The organism is Azospira sp. APE16 (assembly GCF_047901315.1).
GTDB classification, from domain to species: Bacteria; Pseudomonadota; Gammaproteobacteria; order Burkholderiales; family Rhodocyclaceae; genus Azospira; species Azospira oryzae.
In genome coordinates, this window is sequence record NZ_CP179682.1 from 2,723,765 (window position 1) to 2,748,296 (window position 24,532).

The following is a 24,532-nucleotide window of genomic DNA, read 5'->3' on the forward strand; positions in this document are numbered from 1 at the left end:
ATGGACAAACTGAAAATGCATTCACCCGATCTGACACAAGACAACATCGCCCGCATTCGTGAGCTGTTCCCCGGATGTGTGACCGAGGCGAAGGGTGAAGACGGCAGCGTGAAGCTGACCGTAGACTTTGACCAACTGCGTCAAGAGCTTTCTGGCTCAATCGTTGAAGGGCCACAGGAACGCTATCACCTGAATTGGCCGGGCAAGCGGGAGGCGCTTTTGACGGCGAATGCGCCGATTGCCAAGACGCTGCGCCCCTGTCGCCATGAAAGTGTGGACTTTGATACAACGAGGAACCTGTTCATCGAGGGTGACAATCTCGATGCGCTGAAGCTGCTGCAGGAAACATACCTTGGCAAGGTCAAAATGATTTATATAGACCCGCCATACAACACTGGGAGCGACTTCATTTACTCGGACAACTTTGTGGTCGATCCTGAGACACACAAACTCCGCTCTGGCGAGAAAGATGAAGCAGCACAAAGGTTAATTGCAAATACAGATGCAAACGGCAGATTTCACTCAGATTGGCTATCCATGATGATGCCGAGACTCAAGTTGGCGCGAAATCTCTTGCGAGACGATGGGGTTTTATTTGTCTCAATACACGATGTTGAACTTGCAAGCCTAAAGAAATTATGTGAGGAGATCTTTGGGGCCGAGAACTTTGTTGGACAGGTTACATGGAAAGCGCGGGTTAAGCCTGTAAATATTGGCGAAGCGAAATACCGCCCTCAAAAAGAAGTCGAGTATGTCCTGATGTACCAGAAGAGTTATGTTCCTAGAACGTTCTTCCCGCTGTTCACAGGTGGTGAACGCTCTTATCCACATGAAATTGATGGTAGAAAATATCGTTTAACCACAATCCTAAAATCGAATCGCGGCGCCAATTTTCGATCAACCATGTCTTTTTCTTTGGGAGATTACTCTCCCCCGGAGGGCCAGCGCTGGCAAGCTGGTGAGGACGTCATTCATCAGCTTAATAACGACGGATATATCGAGTTTCGTGAAGGGACTCCTTTTAGACGCTATTTTGAAGATGAAGAGGGAGCCGAGCATGATCCGTTTTATTGCTTCATGGAGGTTGATTGGTCGTCCACCTCTGAAGCGGGAAAAAGCCAACTAAACGAAATTCTGGGGAATCAACATGGCTTTGATACTGTAAAACCTGTCCGACTGATAAAAACCCTTATTCAAGCCTGCACCTCGCGACAGGATAATCACTTAGTGATGGATTTCTTTGGGGGCTCTGGCACAACTGCGCATGCTGTGATGCAGCTAAATTCAGAGGACGGCGGAAATCGGGAGTTCATGGTGGTTCAAGTATCTGAACCCTCAATAACCAAGTCTGGCATCGCAAAATACGAAACGATTGCCGAACTATGCAAAGAGCGCATTCGTAGATCGGGGGCTGCTGTTCTAGCTAGCGACACGCATGATGGGTGGAACAGAGACATCGGTTTCCGTGTTCTCAAAATAGCCTCATCCAACATGGCAGACATTTACTATGCGCCGGACTCCTTGGACAAGGCTAACCTCGATCTCTTCGTGGATAACATCAAGCCCGACCGAATGGCCGAAGACCTTCTTTTCCAAGTAATGCTGGACTGGGGTGTCGATCTAGCATTGCCCATCGCCAAACAAGCCATCCAAGGGAAAGAAGTCTTCTGCGTCGATGGCAACGCTCTGATTGCCTGCTTCGATGCCCATGGCGGCATCGATGAAGGCTTCGTCAAGGAGCTGACGAAATATCAACCGCTGCGCGTGATTTTCCGAGATGCGGGCTTCAGGGACAGTGCCGTCAAGATCAACGTCGAACAGATTTTCAAATCGCTCTCGCCTTCCACCGAAGTGAAATGCATCTAAGGGGTTGGTGATGAAAATTAAATTCAAGACGCAGCCCTACCAAACCGCTGCCGTGCAGGCGGTGGTGAATTGTTTCAAGGGACAAACACCGCAGCATGGCGGGGTTCGCTATCGCCTGGACCCCGGCGTGAAGAAGGCAGCATCGGTGAGCCACCAATCTGCTCTTGACCTCGAAGCAGAACCGGTAGCCGACCAGGAGGCCGCTTTCCGCAATCCGGATGTAACCTTGTCCGAATCTGCCCTGCTGGACAACATCCAGCAAGTGCAGCGCTTGCAGAACTTGCCGGTATCTGCTGAGTTGGCTAAGACCAAGGTCAGCAAGCTCAATCTCGATATCGAGATGGAAACCGGCACGGGCAAGACCTACTGCTACATCAAGACCATCTTCGAGCTGAACAAGCAGTACGGCTGGAGCAAGTTCATCATTGTGGTTCCCAGCATTGCCATTCGTGAAGGGGTGGCAAAGTCGCTGGAAATCACGGCAGACCACTTCCTGGAGACGTACCAGAAGAAGGCCCGCTTCTTCATCTACAACTCCAAGGCGCTGCACCATCTGGAGAGCTTTTCGTCCGATGCGGGCATCAACGTGATGGTGATCAACGTGCAGGCCTTCAATGCGACGGGCAAGGACGCCCGCCGCATCTACGAAGAGCTGGACGACTTCCAGTCACGTAAGCCGATCGACGTGATCAGCGCGAATCGCCCCATCCTCATCCTGGACGAACCCCAGAAGATGGAAGGCGGTAAGACACTGGATTCGCTGATCAATTTCAAGCCATTGATGGTGCTGCGCTACTCGGCCACCCACAAGACCACGCACAACAAAATCCACCGGCTGGACGCACTGGATGCCTACAACCAGAAGCTGGTGAAGAAGATCGCCGTGCGTGGCATCTCGGTCAAAGGCTTGGCGGGCACCAATGCCTATCTATACCTGCAAGGCATCGACGTTTCCACCAAGAAGCCACCCGAGGCGCGTGTCGAGTTCGAGCGGAAGTTCGAGAGTGGGATCATCAAGCCCGTAGTGAAGAAGCTATCCAAGGGCGACAACCTCTTTGTGTTGTCGAACGAGCTGGACCAGTACCGTGGCTATGTGGTGTCCGACATCAACGCTATTACCGACACCTTGAGCTTCACCAACGGTGTCGAGTTGCAGGTAGGCGAAGCAGACGGCGACGTGAACGAAGCCGCGCTGCGCCGCATCCAGATTCGAGAGGCGATCAAGGCGCACTTCGACAAGGAACAAGCCTTGTTCCAGCAGGGCATCAAAGTGCTGACCCTGTTCTTCATCGACGAAGTAGCAAAGTACCGTGACTACAGCGCTGCCGATGAAAAGGGCGAATACGCCCGCGTATTCGAAGAGGAATACCAGCTCTACCTGAATGAGGTGCTGGACCTGGACGAAACACCTTACATCAAGCACCTCAAGGGAATTTCCGTCGAGAAGACTCACAACGGCTATTTCTCGATCGACAAGAAAACCAAGAAGCTGGTGGACCCGGAGATGGGCAAGAAGGCTACCGAGGCCGACGATGTAGACGCCTATGACCTGATCCTGAAGGACAAAGAGCGCCTGCTCTCCCTGAACGAGCCGGTACGGTTCATCTTCTCGCATTCGGCGCTACGTGAAGGCTGGGACAACCCGAACGTGTTTGTCATCTGTGCCCTCAAGCACAGTGACAACACGATTTCTCGCCGTCAGGAAGTGGGGCGTGGTTTGCGCTTGTCGGTGAACCAGCATGGTGACCGGATCGACCACCCCTCCATCGTCCACGATGTGAACGTGCTGACCGTTGTGGCGAGCGAAAGCTACAAGGACTTCGTGGCCGCATTGCAACGAGACATCAGCGAATCGCTGTCTGCGCGTCCGCGTGTCGCCGATAAGGCTTACTTCACCGGCAAGGTACTCAACACCACGGAAGGTCCGATTACGGTTTCAGATGATCAAGCCACTGACATCGAGTTCTACCTGATCCAGAACGGCTATGTCGATAAGAAGCGCAACATCACCGAGAAATACCATCAAGCCAAGAAGGACGGCACGCTTGAAGCGTTGCCGGACGAACTGCTGCCGCATGCTGAGCAGGTTTTCCAGCTGATCGACAGTGTGTTCAGCGAAGGCAAGATCATGCAGCCAGAAGATGGGCGCAAGGCTAAAAAGCTGGAGCCCAACGCCAACTTCGAAAAGCAGGAATTTAAGGAGCTTTGGGCCAGGATCAACCGCAAGGCCGCCTACAGCGTGCAGTTTGATTCCGAGGAGCTTGTTACCAAGGCGGTCAAAACGCTGGATGAACATCTGCGCGTGACGCCGTTGCAGTACACCATTCAGCGCGGGGAGCAGTCTGCGCAGGTTACATACGACGGCATGAAAAACGGTGACGCCTTCGTGCTGAAAGCGACGGAGACGGAGCAAAACACCCACTCCATCCATTCAGCCGTGAAGTACGACCTCATCGGCAAACTGGCTGAAGGTACGCAGCTCACGCGGCGTACCGTGGCGGACATCCTGCGCGGTATCAACGTGGCTGTGTTTGCTCAGTTCAAGACCAACCCCGAGAACTTCATCGCCGAAGCGGTGAGGCTGATCAACGAGCAGAAGGCGACGGTGATCATTGAGCACCTCGCCTACGACCCGGTGGCCGATCAGTTCGATTTAGACATCTTCACGGCGGGGCAGACCAAGCAGGACTTCAGCAAAGCCGGGGACAAGCTCCAGCGCCACATCTACGACTACGTGCTGACCGACTCCAACATCGAACGCGAGTTCGTCAAAGAGCTGGACACCTGCACCGATGTGGTTGTTTACGCCAAGCTGCCGCGTGGCTTCCTGATTCCTACCCCCGTTGGTGACTACAACCCGGACTGGGCCATTTCCTTCAAGGAAGGGGCCGTCAAACACGTGTACTTCGTGGCGGAGACCAAGGGCTCCATGTCGTCGATGGTTCTCAACGAGATAGAGAAAACCAAGATTCGTTGCGCCCGCAAGTTCTTCGATGAGATCAACAAGAAGTACGCGCCTGAAAACGTGAAGTACGACGTGGTGAATAGCTTCAGCAAGCTGATGGAACTCGTGAAGTAACCTTAGCTGAATTGAACGATGAAAGGGAGCGGAAATTGAGTAAACGGCTACTGATCTTGGGGGCTGGCGTAGATCGCACATCAGGTATTGATTTTCCCTTGGCGAACACCCTGCTTGCCGACGTAACGCGTTACCTCGACGGTCCTGGAAAAGACGTCGATGTAGCATTGAGAGAGATGCTCCCTGGCTTGCGATTTAGCTTTAACAGCATGATCGCTCGCGCCGTGGACAAGATTGCGACCCGAGAACCTCATGAGCAGAAAGCCATGGTTCAACGTGTTCAAGACGCAATTGCTCACCTTGGGGCAGAGCAACAGGCGGTCCGCAAACACGGAGAGCTGATCATTCGTCTGTTCAACAAGCTGGCCATGATTGCAGAGGAAAGCCAGCTGGATGAGGAAACTGAAGCACTTATCAGGGAGGTCTTCCCGAAAGATGCGGATGAGCTGATAGACAGCGACTCCATCTTGGATATCCACAAGCTCTCACTATCGGACACCTTTAAGACTGTACTCAAACGCACCTTGAAATTGGGTCTCAGCACGGAACGGCACGAAGTTGCCGCAGCGCTGGGGGCCGATATGCTCAACATCGAGACACTCCTGATCGAGAAGTTTCTCGGCTTCTACAACGACAAGCCTGCCGACATCAAGAACTACATCTACATCGCCTGGGCACTTTGGGCTTATCTGGTGGCAAAGCAAAAGGAGGTCCTGGATGCGCATGGAGACAAGGCTCTGCCTTTCTACGGAGGGATTCCCGGTGACGTTCGTGCTATTACGTTGAACTACACCGCTTTCCTGGAACAAAGCCTCGGTGACTCCAAGACCATCTACTTCCACGGTGGCCTGGGAAACTACGTTCGGATGGATACCCGAGACTTGCTACCAGTAGATGACATCCTTAAGTGCGATCCCGCCCAATTCATTCGCGAGGTTGTTGTACCGAACGTTGACGTCAATCACGAAGACTTGAGACTTCAGCGACACGTCATCCCAGCACTTGTGCCTCCACTGCGTCTCAAGCCAATCCTTTCCCATCAATATATTGAGCTTTGGAGCCGAGCATCGGATTGGGTTAAGGAAGCCGAGCATGTGGTTGTCGTTGGATACTCATTCAACAACGCCGATGAGCACTTCAACGATATATTGCGTTGCCATCCTGATCGACGCATCGATATCGTGGTGCCTGAAGCCACATCCCCGGCATTCGTCGCCAGGATGGAAAAGGTGTTTGGTACCGCAGCCAATCAATACAACACAATAAAAGTAAACGGTTTCAGTGCGTTAAAAGCCAAGAAGGTTCGGCTGATTTCAGCCAAGGCAGGTGACGTAAATTTGGCCGATTTGTTTGAGGAGTAGAGAGCCGAAAAAAAAGCAAAGGAAATTAGGACGGAGGCAGGAGGGGGAAATCCCCCTCCCATCACAGTCAAGCCGCAACTGGGCCTCAACTCTTTGCCTCTACCCACCGCTCCTTTGATGCCATCCAATGGCCATAGACAGTCACTAGGCAAACCGATTTAGAACCGGCAGCAAAAGCGAAGGCGTATGAAGTCAGCCTTTCAAGGGGTGATTGATTCCACATGAGAAACTCCTCCATCGATCAGTTACGCTGTTAAATTAACGTTACTGGCTCAAAGCTAGGGCCTTAACTTCCAACTTTTGGCCTAAGTTTGTCGCGGAAGCTGTCGGGTTACCTTCGCGGGAGGATTGGACACTTTCAGGGCTATTTTCTCCCGGCGATTCCGGATAGAACTCTTCAACCACTGCCTCAGTCTCTTCCTCGCTGTCTTCAAAGACCCCGTTGGCCAAACCAGTACGTACTGCCGCCTCCAAGGCCACCTGGTCAAAGCCAGAGGCTTGGCGCTCTGCATCAATCCGCTTAGCCTCTAGCAGGGCATCCGCAACAGTCACGCCACTGCGTAGCGTGATATCCACGTAGTAGATCGGCGCCCCCAGGCTCTGCCGGGTGGATTTTCCCCGCAACCTCAGCTCCAGGGGCAGGCAGGACAGCTGGTTACCTGAAATCGCCTGGAAATACTGCAACCGAGCGATCAGAGTGCGGATGCTGTTAAAACCCGTGGTCCGGAAAACAAAGCATCCCAAAGGATCATCATCACTGATCAAGACATTAAGTCGACCGTAGGGCTTGCAGGCACCACCGGCTCCGAATGGGCACCCTTCCGGAGCCGGACAAGGATGATTCTCGATGCTCATCTTTCCCAGTCGCTTGCAGGTTTCCCCGTCACCAACGCAGACCGGCCGGCCGCTCTTCCGGTCGAACAGGGTATATTCGGCACGGAAATTTAGATCAGGGGCGTTGAACAGAAAACGGATAGGGATGCTACGAATCTTGCCGCCCTGAGCCTTGCGCAGTCCTTCATCGTAAGGATGGGGAAGCCAGCCTTCTCTACCTTGGACCTGGCTGGTCAGGGTGAATTGGTCGTCCTTCTCGGGAAGCCGTTTGCCATTCTTCTCGATGACCTTGCCAATCGAGATACGGCCAATGATGGGAGGCGTAATCGCCAATCCTTTGAGCATTGGATTTCTCCTCGTTGAAAAAAATACCGCAGGGCCCGTTTAGGGCGCCGCGGTAGGAAATGGATGAAGGGTTGGGAGGTACGGAGCTAGCCGATCAGGAAACGTCGGCTACCAGGTTTGGTAGTGGCGTACTGCTGTTTGAACTCTGGATGCTCCTGGAGCAACCGGGTGACATCGAGGGTTACGCTGTCCTTGGCCTTCTTCCAGCTCACTGAACCGGTTTCGAAGATGGCCCGACTGGCATCGCCCATGGCCTGCTGCAGCGCTTGCTTGAGTTGGGCTTCCACCTTCTCCTGCTCGGCGATGCTTTGCCGGATACTCACCAGGTCCGCGAAAGCGGCTGACAGATTGCGTTCTTGCCTGAAATCCAACTCCTGACCGCTGTCTTCCGGATAGAGACAGCGCAAGGCCAATTCCGCCGACTCAGAACCATCTGCCGGCGGCGGGATATCATCCTCCACGTAGTGCCAGAAGCGCCGTTCCAGCTGAATCAGGCGCTCGATCAACGCCTCGTTGCGTTCGATACAATGGACTTCGAGATGCTGACCACCGAGCAACACCGCCACATCCGCCGCCCGCTTACCGGTGACGGCCAGCTGGTGATGGACCTGCAACTGGACATACTCAGGAACTCCGCCTTTCCATAGACGAGCTCCGTTGATACCCGCTGTCTTGCATTCGAGGATCTGTACCTCTTCCGTACCGATAACTTCCCGGTCGATATTGGCGAGCATCCAGGCCTTATCAGGGTCGGGATGTTGAAGGATGGCATTGATGCGCCGCACCCGATGACCAGTACGCTTGGTGTAATGGGCCGCGACGATGGGTTCAAGGAGGGTTCCCCAGTAAGTTGGGCTCTCCTCGTCATTCGGGTCGATCTTGGGGAGATTGCCATCACGACCAGTCTTCTCCATCCAAAGCTCCAACTGGGACTTGTAAGGATTTAGCCCGCAGGCACTCGCGGCATCCGACCCCCCAATACCTCGCGTCCGGACAGTCAACCAGTCTTCCCGGGGTAGTTCCTTGGTTTTGATCAGGCGCAAGGCCGGCCGTCCTTGGGTTGAAACAGCGTTAACTGCTTGTACTTGCATGAAATCACCTCATGGAAACAACGATGCCCAGCCCGCCAAAAGCGGTACTGGGCATCATAGGTAGGGAAGAAACTGACTTAGGCGACGAGCTGCAGAGCGGCATCCAGTGCACGTTGCTTGATGGCCGCCCCCTGGCCAAACCAGGCGGAATCCATCCGGTACTCGTCGCTGCGCGCCCGGCGCTCGTGGTCCACGTATTCCGTCACGGCGTTGAGCAAGCCCCAGGCGGTTTGCTTGGCCGCCTCCAACTCCGATCCCCGCCCTTGGCCTTCATAGAGAGCCTGAACCCGTTTCAAAGCTCGCTCGTTGGCGAGTTTTAAGGGTTCAGTAGCGCTAGCAGGGGCTTCACAGATCACCTTGAGGAAGTAGTTCATAGCCTCATGGCTCTTGACCTTGCGTTCAGCCAAGGTCCGCATGCGGTACATGAAGCCATCCCAATGGGAAACTGCGATCCCGAGTTGCTGCTTGATGGCTTGGGGATCGAATCGAGTATTGTGGGGCACCTTGATTGCCTGGGTAGCCCCATTCACGGCAATGGTTAGGGTGTTGTTGCAGACGACCCGTATCGTGGTGGGCGTTGCTGTAGTGGCGAGGGTACCGTCGCAGCTCGTAGCCAAGAGAAGATAACCAGTGACCTGGTCGCTCCCCTTCAAAACGCTGGACTGGCCAGTTTTGGCCAGGGCCCAGAACTTCTTGCCCCCCTTGAGTACCCCGGCTGTCTCCAGCTCATAACCGGATACCTCAGTGAGATCCCGGTAGAACTCCAGGACTTCACGAGGTTGAACCACCTGGTAGCGCTGAGAGACAACAGAAAGTGCGTCTTTGGTATCCGAGCGATAGAGCACCTTCTGTTCGGGGAAGGAATGGATCGAGCCCAGATTGCCTGCCGTATCAGCCATAAAGCGAACTGGGGTCTCCATGATCTGCCAGTCCATACCGGCTTCACGCTGCCAGACTTCGATGGGCTGTTTGGCGGGAAGATGATTGCCAAGGCCATGCCAGGGCTCAGCGCCGACATACGCCATTTGTTGAACGAGATGGGCCATGGAAGGCTCCTTTCTATAGAGAAAAGACGTGATCGGTCCTCCGCAAAGGACGGATGGACCGATATGTGTCAGGAACAAAAACGGACGGGAAGCCAGCCAACTACTGGCTAGGGATAGGTAGGAAACCTAATGGGAGATGGGCAACTACAGATCAGCGGTGGGAATGCTGAAGATGTAACCACAAGCAAGGCAATGGTGATTATCGAGCACTCGCTCATCAACCATTTCTCCCAGCTTGGCGCCAGCGATACCTCCAGTAGTCCCTCCGATAAGGGCCCCGGTGAGGGCACCAAGAATTCCCCCTACGACCATACCGGGAGGACCGGCAATGGCTCCAACGGTCGCACCGACCTCGGCACCAGACCAGCAACCGACAGCTACGCTTAGAGCGCCACCACAGGTGCCGATCAGGCCACCTGCTTTGCGGCCTCGGTTAAGGCTGACGATACGTGAGGACATGCAGTTTGGACAGTGATTGGACATAAATTCCCCTTGATGAATGGATAAGGAACAGGGGAAGAAACGGCATATAACTAACCCTAGAGCAGGGTTAATCAGTGACGGTTAGGGCAATACCGTCCCCTGTTCATAGGGGTGATATGTGACTGAAGTTTTTTTGAATCCCGCTGGCCGTACAACATCAATATTCATATACTGACTTACCCTCAGATCCGCTGACCAGAAGGCTTTCCAGATAGCAACAGAGTTGCTCTACCTGCTTACCCACTGACATCTTGCGACTGCGCTAACAGTGACATGAAAAACAACAGATGCCCAAAAGAGCACTTGCATAGTTTGCGAATTTTCGATAAAAATACGGCCAACTGGCATTGCATGTCAGTTGCACAGTTCTCCCGAGCGATACAGTGGGGAGAGCATCTCAACCGCAACGGTTGATCTCTAGGAGGCGCCCCCGCTCAGGGCGCTTCACTGTCTCAGGCGACCCCAGTCGCGCTGTGTTAACCAACGCCGTTCCCGGCCTTCTTGGCCCATGTCGGCACCCCGTATTCCCCATTTGGTTTTGCGCTTGCCCCTTACGGCAGGGTCTCTCTTGGTCTATTCCTGGAGTGCCTGGCCTCTGGTGGCGCCGCGAATTTAACAATTGCGATCTCTCTCCACCGGCATGCATGCCGCAGACAGAGAGACTACGAGGTTAGCTATGGCACGCAGCGCACTGTATTTATTACGCCTTTCTGAAGTCATCAAACGAGTTGGACTTGGTCGGTCAAGCGTCTACGCCAGGCTGGATTGCGATTCAAAGTACTACGACCCTACGTTTCCACGCCCTGTTTCCCTATCCCCCGTTGGACGCGGAACGGTAGCCTGGGTCGAGGATGAAATCGACACCTGGATTAGGCAACAGATCAGCAAGAGCCGCAATGGCGACACCCAAGACCAGTCGTCAAGAATTCACAGCGACTAGGGGAGGTCGCACCGTTAAGTCTGTATATCCCCGCGCATGAGAGCAATGCCCGTACTACGGGCAGATTCCCATCTGAGCCCCTTTTGCCGAAGAGGAATTCAGCTTCTTCAATTCCGCATGTATATAGGATTGAATATAGATTAAATATTAAATATCAATACGATACAAAGAACACAACACTTTAAATAGGGCACATATGCAGAAGTCCCAATGGTCTGGTCATTGATGCTTCTGAACGTGGAAAAGTACAGGATGCACGACCATGAAACCATATGAGAAACAACTTGCTCACGATGTACTGCTGCAATCGATCATCACTGACTTTCACTACCCACGAACTGCCCCACAGGGGGGCCTTTACTGGGATCGTAGCTGGGCACTGAGCGAGCTCCTCTTTAATCAACTTCACATTGAGGGAATGTTGTGCGATGCACTGAAGCGGTCAGAAGGGAACGTCTTTGTGCTGGACAAAACCTTGGAGAGTACAGTCCTCCAGAAAACGTACCGAGCAGGGGAACTGTTCTATGCATGGGTAAGTCAGGAAATCCCCTTGCTACCACCTAATTATGAACTTCCTGAACAGTCAACTTTACTGAGCGCTACTGCACGTCGTCTTGGTTTCGGAATGTGTCTATTTTCAAAGGCCGATCCACTAATCATCTTGAACAACGACGGTCTGCGGCAAGGGGAACTAATCAATTCCTTTGGACGACGGGTATATGAACAAATGACCAAAGCAGGCACCAAGAACAGTGAAAGCGTCCGGAAGCGAAGCATTTCCACTGCCTTGAAAAAGACCGAACGGTACTTTGATCGCTTATCCCATAACCATGGGGAAGCAGTAGGCTGCTTACGACTGGAACTCCACCATTCCCCAGAACTGCGTCTGGAAGCAAGCACACGCCAACTAAATGCCTTTATCACAACACTACAGCCCCACTACGGCCCAGAAGAGCTTTTCGGGTACTGGTGGAAGAGACGGTATATGCCTGAATGTGGCTATGGCTACCACTTCATCCTGTGCTTTAACCCCCGTAAAGTCGATTGGGAAAGGCTCTTTACCGCCATTGCTCAGAAGTGGAACCAAGCCACCGAAGGACATGGCCTAAGTGTTTACTGGTCACACTCACCGGAGAACCACCGAAGCTGGGGATCATTGAGCTTTTCCCGACTTTCTCATGCCCACCCCTTGGAACCTGTAATGGATAGCCTTCGGATGATGTTGATGAGTGAGCGCTATCTGCGCTTAACGCCCCACCATAAATACGATCACTACGGCATGGGCGACCTTCCCACTGCATTAACACTTGATGAGTGTTGGTGCGCCAATTCCAAGCTAGTTGCGGCCTAGCGAGAAAGGGGTCGGAATGAACTTAGGGCATCGCTACAAAACTTCCGATGTCATTACCCGAGACCTTTGTCGCAAAGTCTATGGTGATTTCTCAGACGCTCTCTTCGTTACTGACAAAGAGAGCTCATCTCGTCTCACCCGAAAGTTCTACGCAACCGTGATGACTGACTTAGTCTCCTTTGTGGAAGATGCCACCCAAAGTAAGGAGATTCCATTTTTGCCACATATGGCGGGATCCGGCAGGTCTGGATACGACTTTACTCCACTTGCTGAGCGCTATTTCCATAGGCTTCCTGTCTTTATCACAACAATTGGCATGCTTTCGAGTAAATATCGTTACAGCGAGCATATCGAAGCATTCAATGACGCTTGGATTAGCTTACACCTTCATGACCTAGGAATGATCTGGCGAGATATTTGGTCCACCTCCATGGCCAGGCACCCCAGTGGAAGATCATTTGGGGAAATATTCAATGCAATCGTTGAGAAGCTCCGCCATACGTGGACTCAAAACGGTTACAGGGAGCGTTTCCGACGACGGGTCTATGAGTCGAACAGGCGTACTCAACAATACAAGAACTACATCAACGCCTGGTTCGAAAAACAGGCAACGATCAATTTCTGTCGCATCGACCTGTACTACAGGAAAGAGCTCTGGAATGACATAACCTTCGAGAAGCTCAGCACTGACCTTGATCACCTTTGTGCAAATTTTAGGTGCAACACCATATTTCGAGGTCTGAGAGGGTACATCGCCAAGATTGAATACGGCTTAGGGAAAGGCCCCCATATCCACATGATTTTTCTATTCGACACCGAGGTAAAACAAGGTCGTTGTCACATCTTCCACACCCAAAAAATCGGTGAATATTGGGTCAAAACCATCACTAAAAAAAGTGGCGAGTACTGGAACTGCAATGCAAAGGCCAGCCAATATGAGCGGTTAGGAAAACTAGGGATCGGGCCAATTCATGTCAGCGACAAGAAACGACGTCACAATTTATCTGAAATCGTGATCCCTTATCTATGCAAAACAGACCAGTTTGTACGTCCAGAATTTGCCCCCCGAAATCGCCTCATGCGTCGAGGCAAATGGCCGCGCGCAGAGCCTAAAAAATTGGGTGCTCCCAGAAAAGCTCGAAACACTGACGACAGTCACTTCTCCCCCCTATAGTCATAGAGGGGGGAGCAAGTCACCTTCCACCATCTACATATCCGAAAAACTGGCAGTTACGCCACTCCAAGATTGGGAGAAATCACATTTTCTTTTAGATTATCAAGGTAATTAGCCCATTCCTGCATCATTACCCTGCGCTCTTTTAAAAATTTGGTTCGGTTGTATGCCGTTCCCAAGTTATCCGGTACGCGATGAGCCAGTTGGTGCTCAATTACCTCGGGTTTAACATGTAATTCTTCAGCCAAAATAGTACGTGCCATGGCGCGAAAACCGTGACCAGTGATATCCGTTTGAGTGTTATAGCCCATCCGGCGCAATGCGGCATTAATGGTTGCGCCACTCATCGGATTGGCCCGGTCCCGCCCAGGGAAAACAAAATCGCCACGACCCGTCAGCGCATAAAGTTCACGAAGAATCCCTATTGCTTGGGTTGCCAGTGGTACAAGATGCTGGGTTTGGGTCTTGGTAACAAGATAACGCCACTCACCTCGCTCTAGATCAAAGTCTCTCCACCGCGCATGGCGCAACTCCCCTGGGCGAACAAAAAATAGTGGAGCCAACTTCAAAGCACAGAGGACAACAAAGGTTCCTGAGAAGGCATCAATAGCCCTCAACAACTCGCCGACTTTTTCTGGTTCAGTAATTGCAGCGAAATGAGAAACCTTAACCGGAGGGAGTGCGCCACGGAGATCACCAACTGGAGACCGTTCAGCCCTTCCCGTAACTACCGCATAGCGAAATGCCTGCCCTGACACGCGTAAAGCAAGATGGGCCGTCTCTATCACACCTCTTGCTTCGATCCGGCGGACCACAGCCAACATCTCTGGAGCAGTGATATCCGCTATTGGCCGCGCACCGACCCATGGAAAAACATCCCTTTCAAAGAGTCGGATAACCTTATTGGAATAGCTGGCCGACCAACCTACCGACTTCTTTGCCCACCATTCACGGGCCACGGCCTCGAAGGAATTAGCCGCATTGGCAACCATGGCCATCTTCGTTGCCTGCTTGTGAAATCCGGGGTCGACTCCGTTTGCCAAAAGACGACGAGCATCATCCCGACGCTCTCGTGCCTGCTTCAAGCTCACCTCTGGATATACCCCCAACGCAAGTAGCTTTTCTTTTCCCAAAAAGCGATACTTCACGCGCCAGTACTTGGATCCATTGGGGTTTACGAGAAGGAACAAACCCCGCTCGTCCGAGACTTTATAAGGTTTATCAGCGGGCTTGGAGGCCTTGATTGCAAGTTCGGTCAGCGCCATTTGGGGGTACATCACTCAGAGAGGCAACAAGATACCCCACCTTATACCCCCAAACCCCTCTGGATTTCAATGGGCGCCATTGAACACATCGGACAAAAAAAAGGCCGAAACCCGCATAAATACTTGGAAATTCGGCCTTAGTTGGACAGCTTTGGGATGGTTACTGGTGCCGGGTACCGGAATCGAACTGGTGACCTTCGCATTACAAGTGCGCTGCTCTACCTACTGAGCTAACCCGGCGGGGCCGCCATTATAACCGAGGCATGCCCCCTGACGTGCTGTCGCATATAGAATAGGCTGCAATCTTCGAGCAAGACTCAAATTCCATGGCTGCCCTCTCCAATCCCTCCGAAATTGCTCGTGAAGTCCTCCGGCAACTGGCCGTCCGGCGCATACCGCCGACTCCGGACAATTACTTCACTCTCTACAACGAAATTGCCGAACACCCGCCGGGGGATGAGCCGTTCCCGGAAAAGCAGTGCAAAAGCCTGGCGGCCGCCCTCGACCGCAGCCGACCGGCCCAGCAGCGCCTTGCCAGGTCTTTCGACGAGGCGATCCGGGACAAGAGTTGGGAACGCTTCCAGAACACCTGGAAGGCCTTCTGTACCGAAGCCAGCAGCGAACCGCCGCCCTGGAGCGACCTCATTGCCGAACTGATCCGGCAATGGGAAACCCATCATGCCGGCCTGACGCCCGGCAAGAAACGGGACTCCCTGGAACACGTGCTATCCAGTGCCGGCAAGGATCCGGACCTGCTCTTCACCCGCCTGAAAGGGCTCCTCACTTCCTGGAACCAGAATGCGGACGCCGGCGGCACACCCCTGGCCGACGCCCCCGAGATGGCAGCGGAGGACAACGGTGCCGATGCTGTCGCCGCGACCACAGCACCGGCCAGCGCCGACAACGCCCTGGTCGGCGAACTGCGGGAGCTGTTTGCCTTCACCCTGGAAACGGCCGTCGCCACCCAGCTGGTGGAGTCGCCCCAGTTGGTGGAAGAAGCCCGGACCCTGGCCAGCGCCGTGCGCCGAGCCCAGGACACAAAGGCCCTGAAAAAGCTGCTGGACAAGCTCAAACAGTTCGCCTTCCGCCTCGAACTGCTGGCGGATGACCAGCGGGAGCTGCGCACCGGCCTGCTGCATCTGCTGCAACTGCTGATCGAGAACGTCAGCGAACTGGTGGAAGACGACCAGTGGCTGCATAGTCAGATCGAAATGGTGCGGGACATCGTCACCAGCCCCCTCTCCCTGCGCACCATTGACGACGCCGAGCAGCGCATCAAGGAAGTCATCTTCAAGCAGAGCCAGCTCAAACACAGCCTGAGCGAAGCCCAGGAGGCCCTGAAGCACATGCTGGCGGGCTTCGTGGACCATCTGGCCGATTTCGCCGACTCCACCTCCGACTACCATGACAAGGTGGAGGCCTGTGCCCAGCGCATTGCCACGGCCAACAACATTGCCGACCTGCGGGCCGTCATCGACGAAGTGATGCACGAAACCCGCATCATCCAGCTCAATGCCCAGCGCTCCCGCGACGAACTGCGGGCCACCCAGCAACGGGTACGGGAATCGGAACAGCGGGTGGCCGAACTGCAGGGCGAACTGGACAAGGCCAGCACCCTGGTGCGCCACGACCAGCTCACCGGCGCCCTCAACCGCCACGGCCTGGAAGAAGCCTTCGCCAAGGAAACGGCCCGCACCCAGCGGCGGCGCACCTCCCTCTGCCTGGCCATCCTGGACATCGACAACTTCAAGAAGCTCAACGACAGCCTGGGCCACGATGCCGGCGACGCCGCCCTAATCCACCTCATCACGGTCATCAAGAACACCATGCGCCCCACCGACCTGGTGGCCCGCTTCGGCGGCGAGGAGTTTGTCATCCTGCTGCCGGACACCGGCCTGGAAGACTCGACCCACGCCCTGCAACGGCTGCAGCGGGAGCTGACCAAGCACTACTTCATGCACGACAACCAGAAGCTGCTGATCACCTTCAGCGCCGGCGTCACTGCCTACCAGCCCGGCGAAGACCAGGCCGCGGCCATCAAGCGGGCAGATACGGCCATGTACGAAGCCAAGCGCACGGGCAAGAACCGGGTGGTGACGGCCTAAATGCACTTCCTCATCCTCTCCGGCGCTAACGAACGGGCCATCGTGGCGGCGGCACGGGACCTGCAAAGCCAGGGAGTCGGCTTCTCCATCATTGCCAGGCCAAGCAAGGATCCCATCGCCGGAACTTTCCTGGCGCCCCACATCGTCGCCACCCGCAGCATTGACCGCCTGGACATCGACGATCTGGTCCAGACCCTCGGGCGGATCAGACATCAGTTGCCTGATCGGCTCATCTATCTCCCCGCCTCCGAAGCCCTTAACCGGCTGGTGCTGCAACACCGGCAGCGACTGGAACAGGAATGCAGCCTGGAAATTCCCCTGCCGGACCTGGAAACCTACGCCACCCTCTCCGACAAGGCCCGCTTCAATACCCTGGCTCAGGACTTTGGCCTGGAGCTACCCCCGAGCGAACTGGAGCCCCGCACAGCCCCCCTGCCGCTGGTGGCCAAACCCCACAGCGAATTCTCTCCCCACACGGGCGCCAAGCTGTACCCGGTCCTGATGTTCGACGAGGTCCAGCGTCAGGCCTTCTTCGCCGAGGAGGAGGAAGAGGACTACTTCTATCAGCGCTATGTGGACGGACAGAGCCACTACTACCTCTTTTTCTTCAACCACCAGGGACACGCCTACAGCCTGTTCCAGGAAAACATCGCGCAACAGCCCAACGGCAAATCCATCGTTGCCGCCCAGACCTGCCCCTGCCCTTCCGGGGATTTCCTGGAGAAAATCACCGCCTGCATCCGCTCCACCAGCTTCTTCGGCTTCTGTATGGTTGAAGCCATCACCCTGAACGGCAAAAGCTACCTCATCGAGCTTAACCCCCGCCTATGGGGTCCTCTGTCCCTGGCCATCCATGCGGGTTTCCACATGCACTGGCTGGGGAAGCCCGAAAGCGCTGCCCAGCCAACCCCTCTTACCTCCCCGGCCCGCTACACCTGGTTCTCCGGCATGTTGCGCACTCGCCTCAGTGGTGGTCAGCTGCGCTGGTATCCTGGGAAAAAACGCCTCTTCTTCAGCCACCTGCCGAGCTTTCTACGCGGCGATATCTATTTACAAAAATTCAATACGTTAGGAATGGCGGCAAGGGAATTGCTTTAACTTTCTCCATTCCTCCATCAGCCGGCAAGAATTGCCGGGGAAGCCAGAAAGCGAAACCGCCATGACCGACGCCCACGCCCGCTCCCTCAGCCAGGACAGCCTGCTCGCCCTTTGGCATTCCGCCGGCAAGCACGGGGTTTATCAACAACTTCCCCAGTTTCTCAGCGACGACTTCGGCGGCATTCAGGCTCCCATTGACGAGCGCTGGCGCGGCGACCGTTCCCGTCTCGCCTACCTGCGCACCTGCGTCGACTTCAACGGCCTGCGCATCGTGGACATCGGCGCCAATACCGGTTTCTTCAGCCTGACTCTGGCCCACGACGATGGCGCCAGCGTCACAGCCGTGGAGCCGGACCCGGCCAATCGCGACTTTCTCAAGGCCGTGGGCCAGCACTACGGACTGCAGCATCTGAGTGTCAGCGACGCCCCGGTGACGCTGGATACCGTCGGCAATCTGCCCCAGTCCGATCTGGTCCTGTTGCTCAACGTCCTGCATCATGCCGGCGACGACTTCGACCGGGCCTACGTCCCCGAAGCTGCTGCCCTGCAGGGCTATATGACTGACTACCTGGGCCGTCTGGCCAAGACCACCCGGGCCATGATCTTCCAGCTCGGCTACAACTGGTGCGGCAATAAGGCCACGCCGATTCTCCCGGTACGCCACCCCTTCGACATGCTGGACTATCTGCGCCCCATCTTCGACCAGGCCGGCTGGCACATGGACCGGGTGGCAGTGCGTTTCGACACCGACGACCGGCGCATGGTGGAGCTGGAGCCCTACGCCGGGCAGCCGACCCTGGCGCCCGGCTCCGCCGCCTTGGCAGAAGTGCCAGGCGTACGCGCCCTGCTGGAAACCCGGCACCTGCCGGAAATCAGCGAGTTCTACGCCCGCCCCCTCATCATCTGCAGCGTCCGCTGAGGCGCCAGCCATGGACCAAACCTCCGCCCCTCCCCAACTGGCTGCACTCGGCGCACCGCCGGCCTTTGCCACCCCTCTCTATGTGGGCACTCCCAACGTGGGCGACAAGGCCCGGGTGCTGGCCCGCATCGAGGAAGCACTGGACCACCGCCGGCTGACCAACTTCGGCCCCCTCACCCGGGAATTCGAGGCACGCATCGCCGACTACTGCGGCGCCAAACACTGCATCACGGTCTGCAACGCCACCATCGGCCTGGAACTGATGATCCGGGCCCTGGACCTGAAGGGCGAGGTCATCGTCCCGGCCATGACCTTCGTCGCCACGGCCCATGCCCTGCAATGGCAGGAAATCACCCCGGTGTTCTGCGACATTGATCCGGTCACCTGCAACATCGACGCCGCCGCCGCGGAACGTATGATCACCCCCCGCACCAGCGGCATCATCGGCGTCCATCTGTGGGGGCGGGCCTGCAACGTGGATGCCTTGCAGACGCTGGCGGACCGGCACGGCCTGGCCCTCGGCTTCGACGCAGCCCATGCCTTCGGATGCACCTACAAGGGCCGCCGCGTGGGCACCTTCGGCCGGGCGGAGGTCTTCAGCTTCCACGCCACCAAGTTCATGAACAGCTTCGAGGGCGGCGCCATCGTCACCAACGACGACGGCCTGGCGGAACGACTGCGCCTGATGGAGAACTTCGGCTTTTCCGGCGTGGACCAGGTCACCTACATCGGCACCAACGGCAAGATGACCGAGGCCTGCGCCGCCATGGGCCTGACTTCCCTGGAATGCATCGACCAGTTCGTCAGCGCCAACCGGCGCCACTTCGAGACCTACCAGGATGAGCTGGCCGGGCTGCCCGGCGTACAGGTGATGGACTTCCCCGGCGATGAAGTCACCAATTTCCAGTACGTCATCCTTCGCCTGGATGCCGAAAAGACCGGCATTTCCCGGGACCACGTCTGCACTGCCTTGCACCGGGAAAACATCATCGCCCGGCGCTACTTCTACCCAGGCGTCCATCGCATGGAGCCCTACCGCTCCTACCAGCCCCACGCCCATCTGATGTTGCCCCAGACCGAGCGCATCGTGCATGAAGTTCTGGCCCTGCCGACGGGCACCTCCATTTCCACCGCCGACGTGCAGCTCATTTGCCGCCTGCTCAAAACCATCCTGGCCCATCCGGCCGAAGTCACCGCAGCCCTCCAGAGAACTTGACCATGGATAAACACCAAGACACGACTCCCCTTCGTCTGCACATCGGCTGCGGTGACCGGATACTGCCCGGCTTCGTCAATATCGACATCATCCCCGGCGCCGAGCTGCAACTGGATGCGCGCAATGGCCTGCCGTTCCCGGATGAAAGTTGCGACTACATTTTCAGCGAGCATTTCATCGAGCACCTGAGCCAGAGCGAAGGCACTCGCCTGATGCGAGAGATGCGCCGGGTGCTCAAACCCGGTGGCGTCGTTCGCTTGGCCACACCGGACCTGCAGGGCATGGCCGACGATTACCAGCAACAGCGGATCCATGAAGACTGGCTTCGTTTCGGCTACAGTTGGACGCGAACCGGAGCCGAGCGTTTCAACCTAGGTATGCGCGAATGGGGGCACAAGTGGGTGTACGACCAGGAAGAACTGCAGCGGGTCGCCGCCCTGGCCGGCCTGGAATGCCAGGAGCGCTGCAGCTACGGTGAAAGCCGGCACGAAATCCTGCGCAACCTGGAACACCGCATCGGCTCCCGCCTGATCCTGGAATTCACCAAGCAGGACCGGCGCCTGGCGGCCGACGCCACACCCATGGTGAGCATTCCCATCCCGGCCTATCGCGCCACCTACTTCGAGGCGGCCCTCACCAGCGCCCTCACCCAGACCTGGAAAAACCTGGAAATCATCGTCTGCGACGACTGCCCGGATGACAGTGTGGCCGCCATCGTGCACAAGTACGAGAGCGATTCCCGCCTGCGCTACATCCGCAACCCCCAGAACCTGGGGGGCTACCAGAACCTGATCCAATGCCTGGAGGTGAGCCAGGGCGAGTTTGTCAAATTCCTCAACGACGACGATCTGCTGGCACCGGACTGCATTGAACGCTTTCTGGAAGCCTTCCGCACCTATCCGGACGTGACCCTGGCCTTTTCCAAGCGCCACCTGATCGACGCCCAAGGCATCATTCTGCCGGACGAGGCCTTCAATGCCCGCCTCTCCAACGAAGACTGCCTGATGGACGGGCAAGGTCTGGCCGCTTCTGCCGTTGCCCTGGCCGCCAACATCATCGGCGAGCCCAGTACCGTCATGTGCCGGCGCTCCGACCTGGCGAAGATCAAACCCCACTTCATGACTTTCGGCGGCTACGAGCAGATCCGCGTGGTCAACGATCTGGCCGCCTGGTTCAATCTGCTGTCCATCGGCAACGCCGCCTATTTCGCCGCCCCTTTAAGCTCTTTCCGCCGCCACGCGGAACAGCGGCAGATGGCCGCCGACATTCCAGAGTTGGCTGGCCGCGGCTGGCAACAACTGTCCGATGCCGCCTGCCGCCTGGGCCTGGCCAGCTTTGAAAAACTGGAGCCCTTGAAGAGCCGCAAGGCAGATCAGCAGGAATGGGCAGCAGACATCGCCCAGCCGATCAACCGTGCCATGTCCGCCATCTGGACCACCCCCACGCCCAATGCCAAGGAAGACCAGGAAGAGAGCGTCTCCAAGCCGGCCATGGTGTGGAACAACAAAACCATCCTCAATGCCTGGAGCGTGTTGACCCAGCCCGAGATTCTCGAAACCGGCCCCCAGCCTGTCTCCATGGAAAGCAACTACAGCCTATGGCTGCAGAAGCACAGCCTGGAGGAAATCCATGCCGAAGTGCACGCCGAGCGGATGGTCACCAAATGGCCCCACCGCCCGCGCTTTCTCATGCTCATGCCTATTCGCCAGGGCGAGCAGGAACGGGTGGCCAAGACCATCGGCTCCCTGGAAAAGCAGCTCTACAACCAGTGGCAGATCATTTTCATCGCCGACTTTGATGCCCCCTCGCCCATCTTCAGCGAATCCGACGTGCTCGGCTGGCTGCGCCTGGACACCATGGAGGATGAAGAACTGCTGGCCAATGCGGTCAACGCCCTGATCGCGGAGGTTCCCTGCGAGTGGCTGACGCTGCTACCGGCCGGTGCCGAATTCGAACCGAACCTGCTGCTGGCTCTGGGCGACTATGCTTTCCTGCATCGCCGCTGGCACGCCATCTACACCGACCACGACCAGATCGCAGCCAATGGCCACCGCTATGCCCCCAAGTTCAAGCCGGACTTCAATCTGGATTACCTGCGCTCCATGGATTACATCGGTCCCAGCTGCTGGTTCCGCCGGGAATCCCTGCTGGAGGTAGGCGGCCTCACCCCCTACCCGGGTGCCTGGCACTACGACGCCATCTGGCGCCTGCATGATCAGGTAGGGCCGGATGCCATCGGTCACATTGCCGAACCCCTGCTACACCTGCCCAACGGTGCCGGCGATCACCCCCTGGCCCAGGCCTCGCGCCAGGTATCCGTGGAAAACCACCTGGCCCGCCTCGGCATCCCGGCCACGGTGCAGCCGGGCGCCATCGACCAGACCGTCCGCATCGAATATGCCTACGACCAGTCGCCCCTGGTTTCCATCATCATCCCCAACCGGGACGCGGTGTGGTATCTGAAGCCCTGTCTGGAAGGGCTATTCGAGAAGACCGACTACGCCAACTTCGAAGTCATCATCGTCGACAACCAGACGGACGACCCGGATACCCTGGACTACTACGACGAACTGACCCGCCGCTACGGCGAGCAGGTACGCGTCGTCGCCTACGATCACCCCTTCAACTTCTCCGCCCAGTGCAACCTAGGAGCCCAAGCTTCCCGCGGCGAATACCTGCTGCTGCTCAACAACGACACGGAAATCGTGCAGAGCAACTGGCTCAGCCGCTTGGTTTCCTACGCCCTGCGCCCGGAAGTCGGTGCCGTCGGGGCCCGCCTGGTGCTGCCGGAAAATGCCAAGATCCAGCACGCCGGCGTCATCGTCGGCATGGACCGACTGGCCTCCCACGGCTTCATGCTGCAGGACATGAACGAAGCCGGCTACATGAACCGCCTGCAGGTGGACCAGAACTACAGTGCCGTCACCGCCGCCTGCATGCTGATCCGCCGCAGCATCTATGAAGACGTGGGAGGTATGGATGCGGAACACGCACCGGTGCTCTTCAACGATGTGGACCTTTCCCTGAAGATCCGCGAAGCCGACTACCTGATCGTGTGGACGCCCTCGGTGACCCTGGTGCACCACGAGAGCAAGTCCCTGGCGACCGAAGCCCAGACCATCCAGCGGCGGGCCAACGCCTACAAGCGGGACGCGGCGACGGCCGACGTCATGCACCAGCGCTGGAAGAAGTGGATCGGCAACGACCCGGCCTATAACCGCCACCTGTGCCTCAACGCCAGCCACTCCTTCACCGTGGATCCGGTACTGGTGGCAGACTGGGACCGCAACTTCCACGACCGCAAGCGGGTCCTCTCCTTCCCCCTTGCCGGCGGCGTCGGCGAATACCGCTTCATCGCCCCGCTCAAGAGTCTGTCCCGGGAAGGACGTCTCCAACCGACCCTGATCCAGACGAAGAAGTACCACGAGCTGCGCTATCCGACCATGCCCGAGCTGACCCGGTTGGACCCGGACATCCTCATGCAGCAGGTGGACTATTCGGCTGCCTTCCTGGAGTGGCAGGAGTTCTACCGCAAGCACCGTCCCGACATGCTGTCGATCATGATGATCGACGACCTCATCACCCACATGCCGGAAGACAATCCCAACTACCGCATCATCCCGCGGGATGGCCGCAGTCGCCTGCGCAAGCTATTCAAGCACTGCGACCGGGTCATCGTCAGCACCCAGCCCCTGTTCGACTTCGTCAAGGAACTAACCGACGAAGTGCGCCTGGTGCCCAACACGTTGCGGGACGACCTGTGGGGCCATCTCACTTCCCAACGACGGGTCGGCAAAAAGCCCCGGGTCGGCTGGGCCGGCGCCCAGCAGCACAAGGGCGACCTAGCCATCATCACCGAAGCGGTGAAGCAAACCGCGGACGAGGTGGAATGGGTGTTCTTCGGCATGTGCCCGGACGAAATCCGCCCCTACGTCGCCGAGTACCACCAGTTCGAAGTGGGAGTCGAAGCCTATCCGGCCAAGCTAGCCGCCCTCAACCTGGACCTGGCGGTGGCCCCCCTGGAACTGCATCCCTTCAACGAGGCCAAGAGCAACCTGCGCCTGCTGGAGTACGGTGTGCTCGGCCTGCCGGTGGTGTGTACCGACATCTATCCCTATCGTACGGACGATGCCCCGGTAACCCGGGTCGCCAACGAAACCGACGCCTGGGTCAACGCCATCCGGGAACGGGTGCATGATCTGGATGCAGCGGCCCGGGAAGGCGATACCTTGCGCCAGTGGGTACGTCAGAACTACATGCTGAGCGGCCAGCTGGACAACTGGTTCCGGGCCCTGACCGACCCGCGCCGCTGATTCCCCCCAGGGGGCGGCCCCGGTGCCGCCCCCTACCCGTCAAGAG

Annotated in this window: 15 protein-coding genes and 1 tRNA gene; 11 read left to right on the plus strand and 5 right to left on the minus strand. The window is 56.7% G+C overall.

Going from position 1 to position 24,532, the window contains the following annotated elements:
• The 3 genes from ACLSSQ_RS13060 to ACLSSQ_RS13070 all read left to right on the plus strand — a co-directional run bounded on the left by ACLSSQ_RS13060 (window position 1) and on the right by ACLSSQ_RS13070 (window position 6,306).
• On the plus strand, window positions 1-1,866 hold the full coding sequence (locus ACLSSQ_RS13060; protein WP_416242929.1) for a site-specific DNA-methyltransferase: 1,866 nt from the start codon (window positions 1-3) through the stop codon (window positions 1,864-1,866).
• 10 nt (window positions 1,867-1,876) lie between these two features.
• A complete protein-coding gene (locus tag ACLSSQ_RS13065) occupies window positions 1,877-4,945 on the plus strand; it encodes a type III restriction-modification system endonuclease (RefSeq protein WP_416242930.1) in 3,069 nt (1,022 codons plus the stop codon).
• A gap of 98 nt (window positions 4,946-5,043) precedes the next feature.
• A complete protein-coding gene (locus tag ACLSSQ_RS13070) occupies window positions 5,044-6,306 on the plus strand; it encodes a hypothetical protein (RefSeq protein WP_416242931.1) in 1,263 nt (420 codons plus the stop codon).
• A gap of 264 nt (window positions 6,307-6,570) precedes the next feature.
• Here ACLSSQ_RS13070 and ACLSSQ_RS13075 read toward each other — a convergent pair whose 3' ends face one another.
• From ACLSSQ_RS13075 to ACLSSQ_RS13085, 3 genes are all read right to left on the minus strand, one after another.
• Entirely contained in the window at window positions 6,571-7,485 is a 915-nt protein-coding gene (locus ACLSSQ_RS13075) for a hydrolase or metal-binding protein (protein WP_416242932.1), read from the minus strand.
• Between the two features lie 86 nt (window positions 7,486-7,571).
• The gene (locus ACLSSQ_RS13080) at window positions 7,572-8,576 is read right to left on the minus strand and encodes a YqaJ viral recombinase family protein (RefSeq protein ID WP_416242934.1); all 1,005 of its coding nucleotides are present in this window, start codon (window positions 8,574-8,576) and stop codon (window positions 7,572-7,574) included.
• A gap of 77 nt (window positions 8,577-8,653) precedes the next feature.
• Window positions 8,654-9,622, minus strand: coding sequence for a DUF932 domain-containing protein (locus tag ACLSSQ_RS13085; protein WP_416242935.1), 969 nt, complete (start codon window positions 9,620-9,622; stop codon window positions 8,654-8,656).
• Window positions 9,623-10,781: 1,159 nt separating this feature from the next.
• Between ACLSSQ_RS13085 and ACLSSQ_RS13090 the strand changes: the two genes are divergently transcribed.
• The 3 genes from ACLSSQ_RS13090 to ACLSSQ_RS13100 all read left to right on the plus strand — a co-directional run bounded on the left by ACLSSQ_RS13090 (window position 10,782) and on the right by ACLSSQ_RS13100 (window position 13,570).
• Window positions 10,782-11,045: a helix-turn-helix transcriptional regulator gene (locus ACLSSQ_RS13090; RefSeq protein ID WP_416242936.1), complete on the plus strand. Its 264-nt coding sequence runs from the start codon at window positions 10,782-10,784 to the stop codon at window positions 11,043-11,045.
• Window positions 11,046-11,307: 262 nt separating this feature from the next.
• The gene (locus ACLSSQ_RS13095; protein ID WP_416242937.1) at window positions 11,308-12,396 is read left to right on the plus strand and encodes a hypothetical protein; all 1,089 of its coding nucleotides are present in this window, start codon (window positions 11,308-11,310) and stop codon (window positions 12,394-12,396) included.
• Between the two features lie 160 nt (window positions 12,397-12,556).
• A complete protein-coding gene (locus tag ACLSSQ_RS13100) occupies window positions 12,557-13,570 on the plus strand; it encodes a hypothetical protein (protein ID WP_416242938.1) in 1,014 nt (337 codons plus the stop codon).
• Between the two features lie 56 nt (window positions 13,571-13,626).
• Here the strand turns inward: ACLSSQ_RS13100 and ACLSSQ_RS13105 are convergent, their stop codons facing one another.
• Together ACLSSQ_RS13105 and ACLSSQ_RS13110 are read right to left on the minus strand one after the other, a co-directional pair.
• The gene (locus ACLSSQ_RS13105; RefSeq protein ID WP_014236874.1) at window positions 13,627-14,835 is read right to left on the minus strand and encodes a tyrosine-type recombinase/integrase; all 1,209 of its coding nucleotides are present in this window, start codon (window positions 14,833-14,835) and stop codon (window positions 13,627-13,629) included.
• Between the two features lie 164 nt (window positions 14,836-14,999).
• Window positions 15,000-15,075: transfer RNA gene (locus ACLSSQ_RS13110), tRNA-Thr, on the minus strand.
• Between the two features lie 86 nt (window positions 15,076-15,161).
• Between ACLSSQ_RS13110 and ACLSSQ_RS13115 the strand changes: the two genes are divergently transcribed.
• The 5 genes from ACLSSQ_RS13115 (at window position 15,162) to ACLSSQ_RS13135 (ending at window position 24,486) form a co-directional block, all read left to right on the plus strand.
• Complete coding sequence (locus tag ACLSSQ_RS13115) at window positions 15,162-16,940, plus strand: GGDEF domain-containing protein (protein ID WP_416242939.1); 1,779 nt, start codon at window positions 15,162-15,164, stop codon at window positions 16,938-16,940.
• Window positions 16,941-18,038 (plus strand): hypothetical protein, encoded by a 1,098-nt coding sequence (locus ACLSSQ_RS13120; RefSeq protein ID WP_416242940.1) that lies wholly within the window; start codon window positions 16,941-16,943, stop codon window positions 18,036-18,038.
• Between the two features lie 61 nt (window positions 18,039-18,099).
• Window positions 18,100-18,957 (plus strand): DUF1698 domain-containing protein, encoded by an 858-nt coding sequence (locus ACLSSQ_RS13125; RefSeq protein WP_416242941.1) that lies wholly within the window; start codon window positions 18,100-18,102, stop codon window positions 18,955-18,957.
• A gap of 10 nt (window positions 18,958-18,967) precedes the next feature.
• A complete protein-coding gene (locus ACLSSQ_RS13130) occupies window positions 18,968-20,173 on the plus strand; it encodes a DegT/DnrJ/EryC1/StrS family aminotransferase (RefSeq protein ID WP_416242942.1) in 1,206 nt (401 codons plus the stop codon).
• Between the two features lie 2 nt (window positions 20,174-20,175).
• Window positions 20,176-24,486 carry a glycosyltransferase gene (locus ACLSSQ_RS13135; RefSeq protein ID WP_416242943.1) on the plus strand — a complete coding sequence of 1,437 codons (4,311 nt, stop codon included), beginning with the start codon at window positions 20,176-20,178 and terminating at the stop codon, window positions 24,484-24,486.
• The last annotated feature ends 46 nt before the right edge of the window (window positions 24,487-24,532 follow it).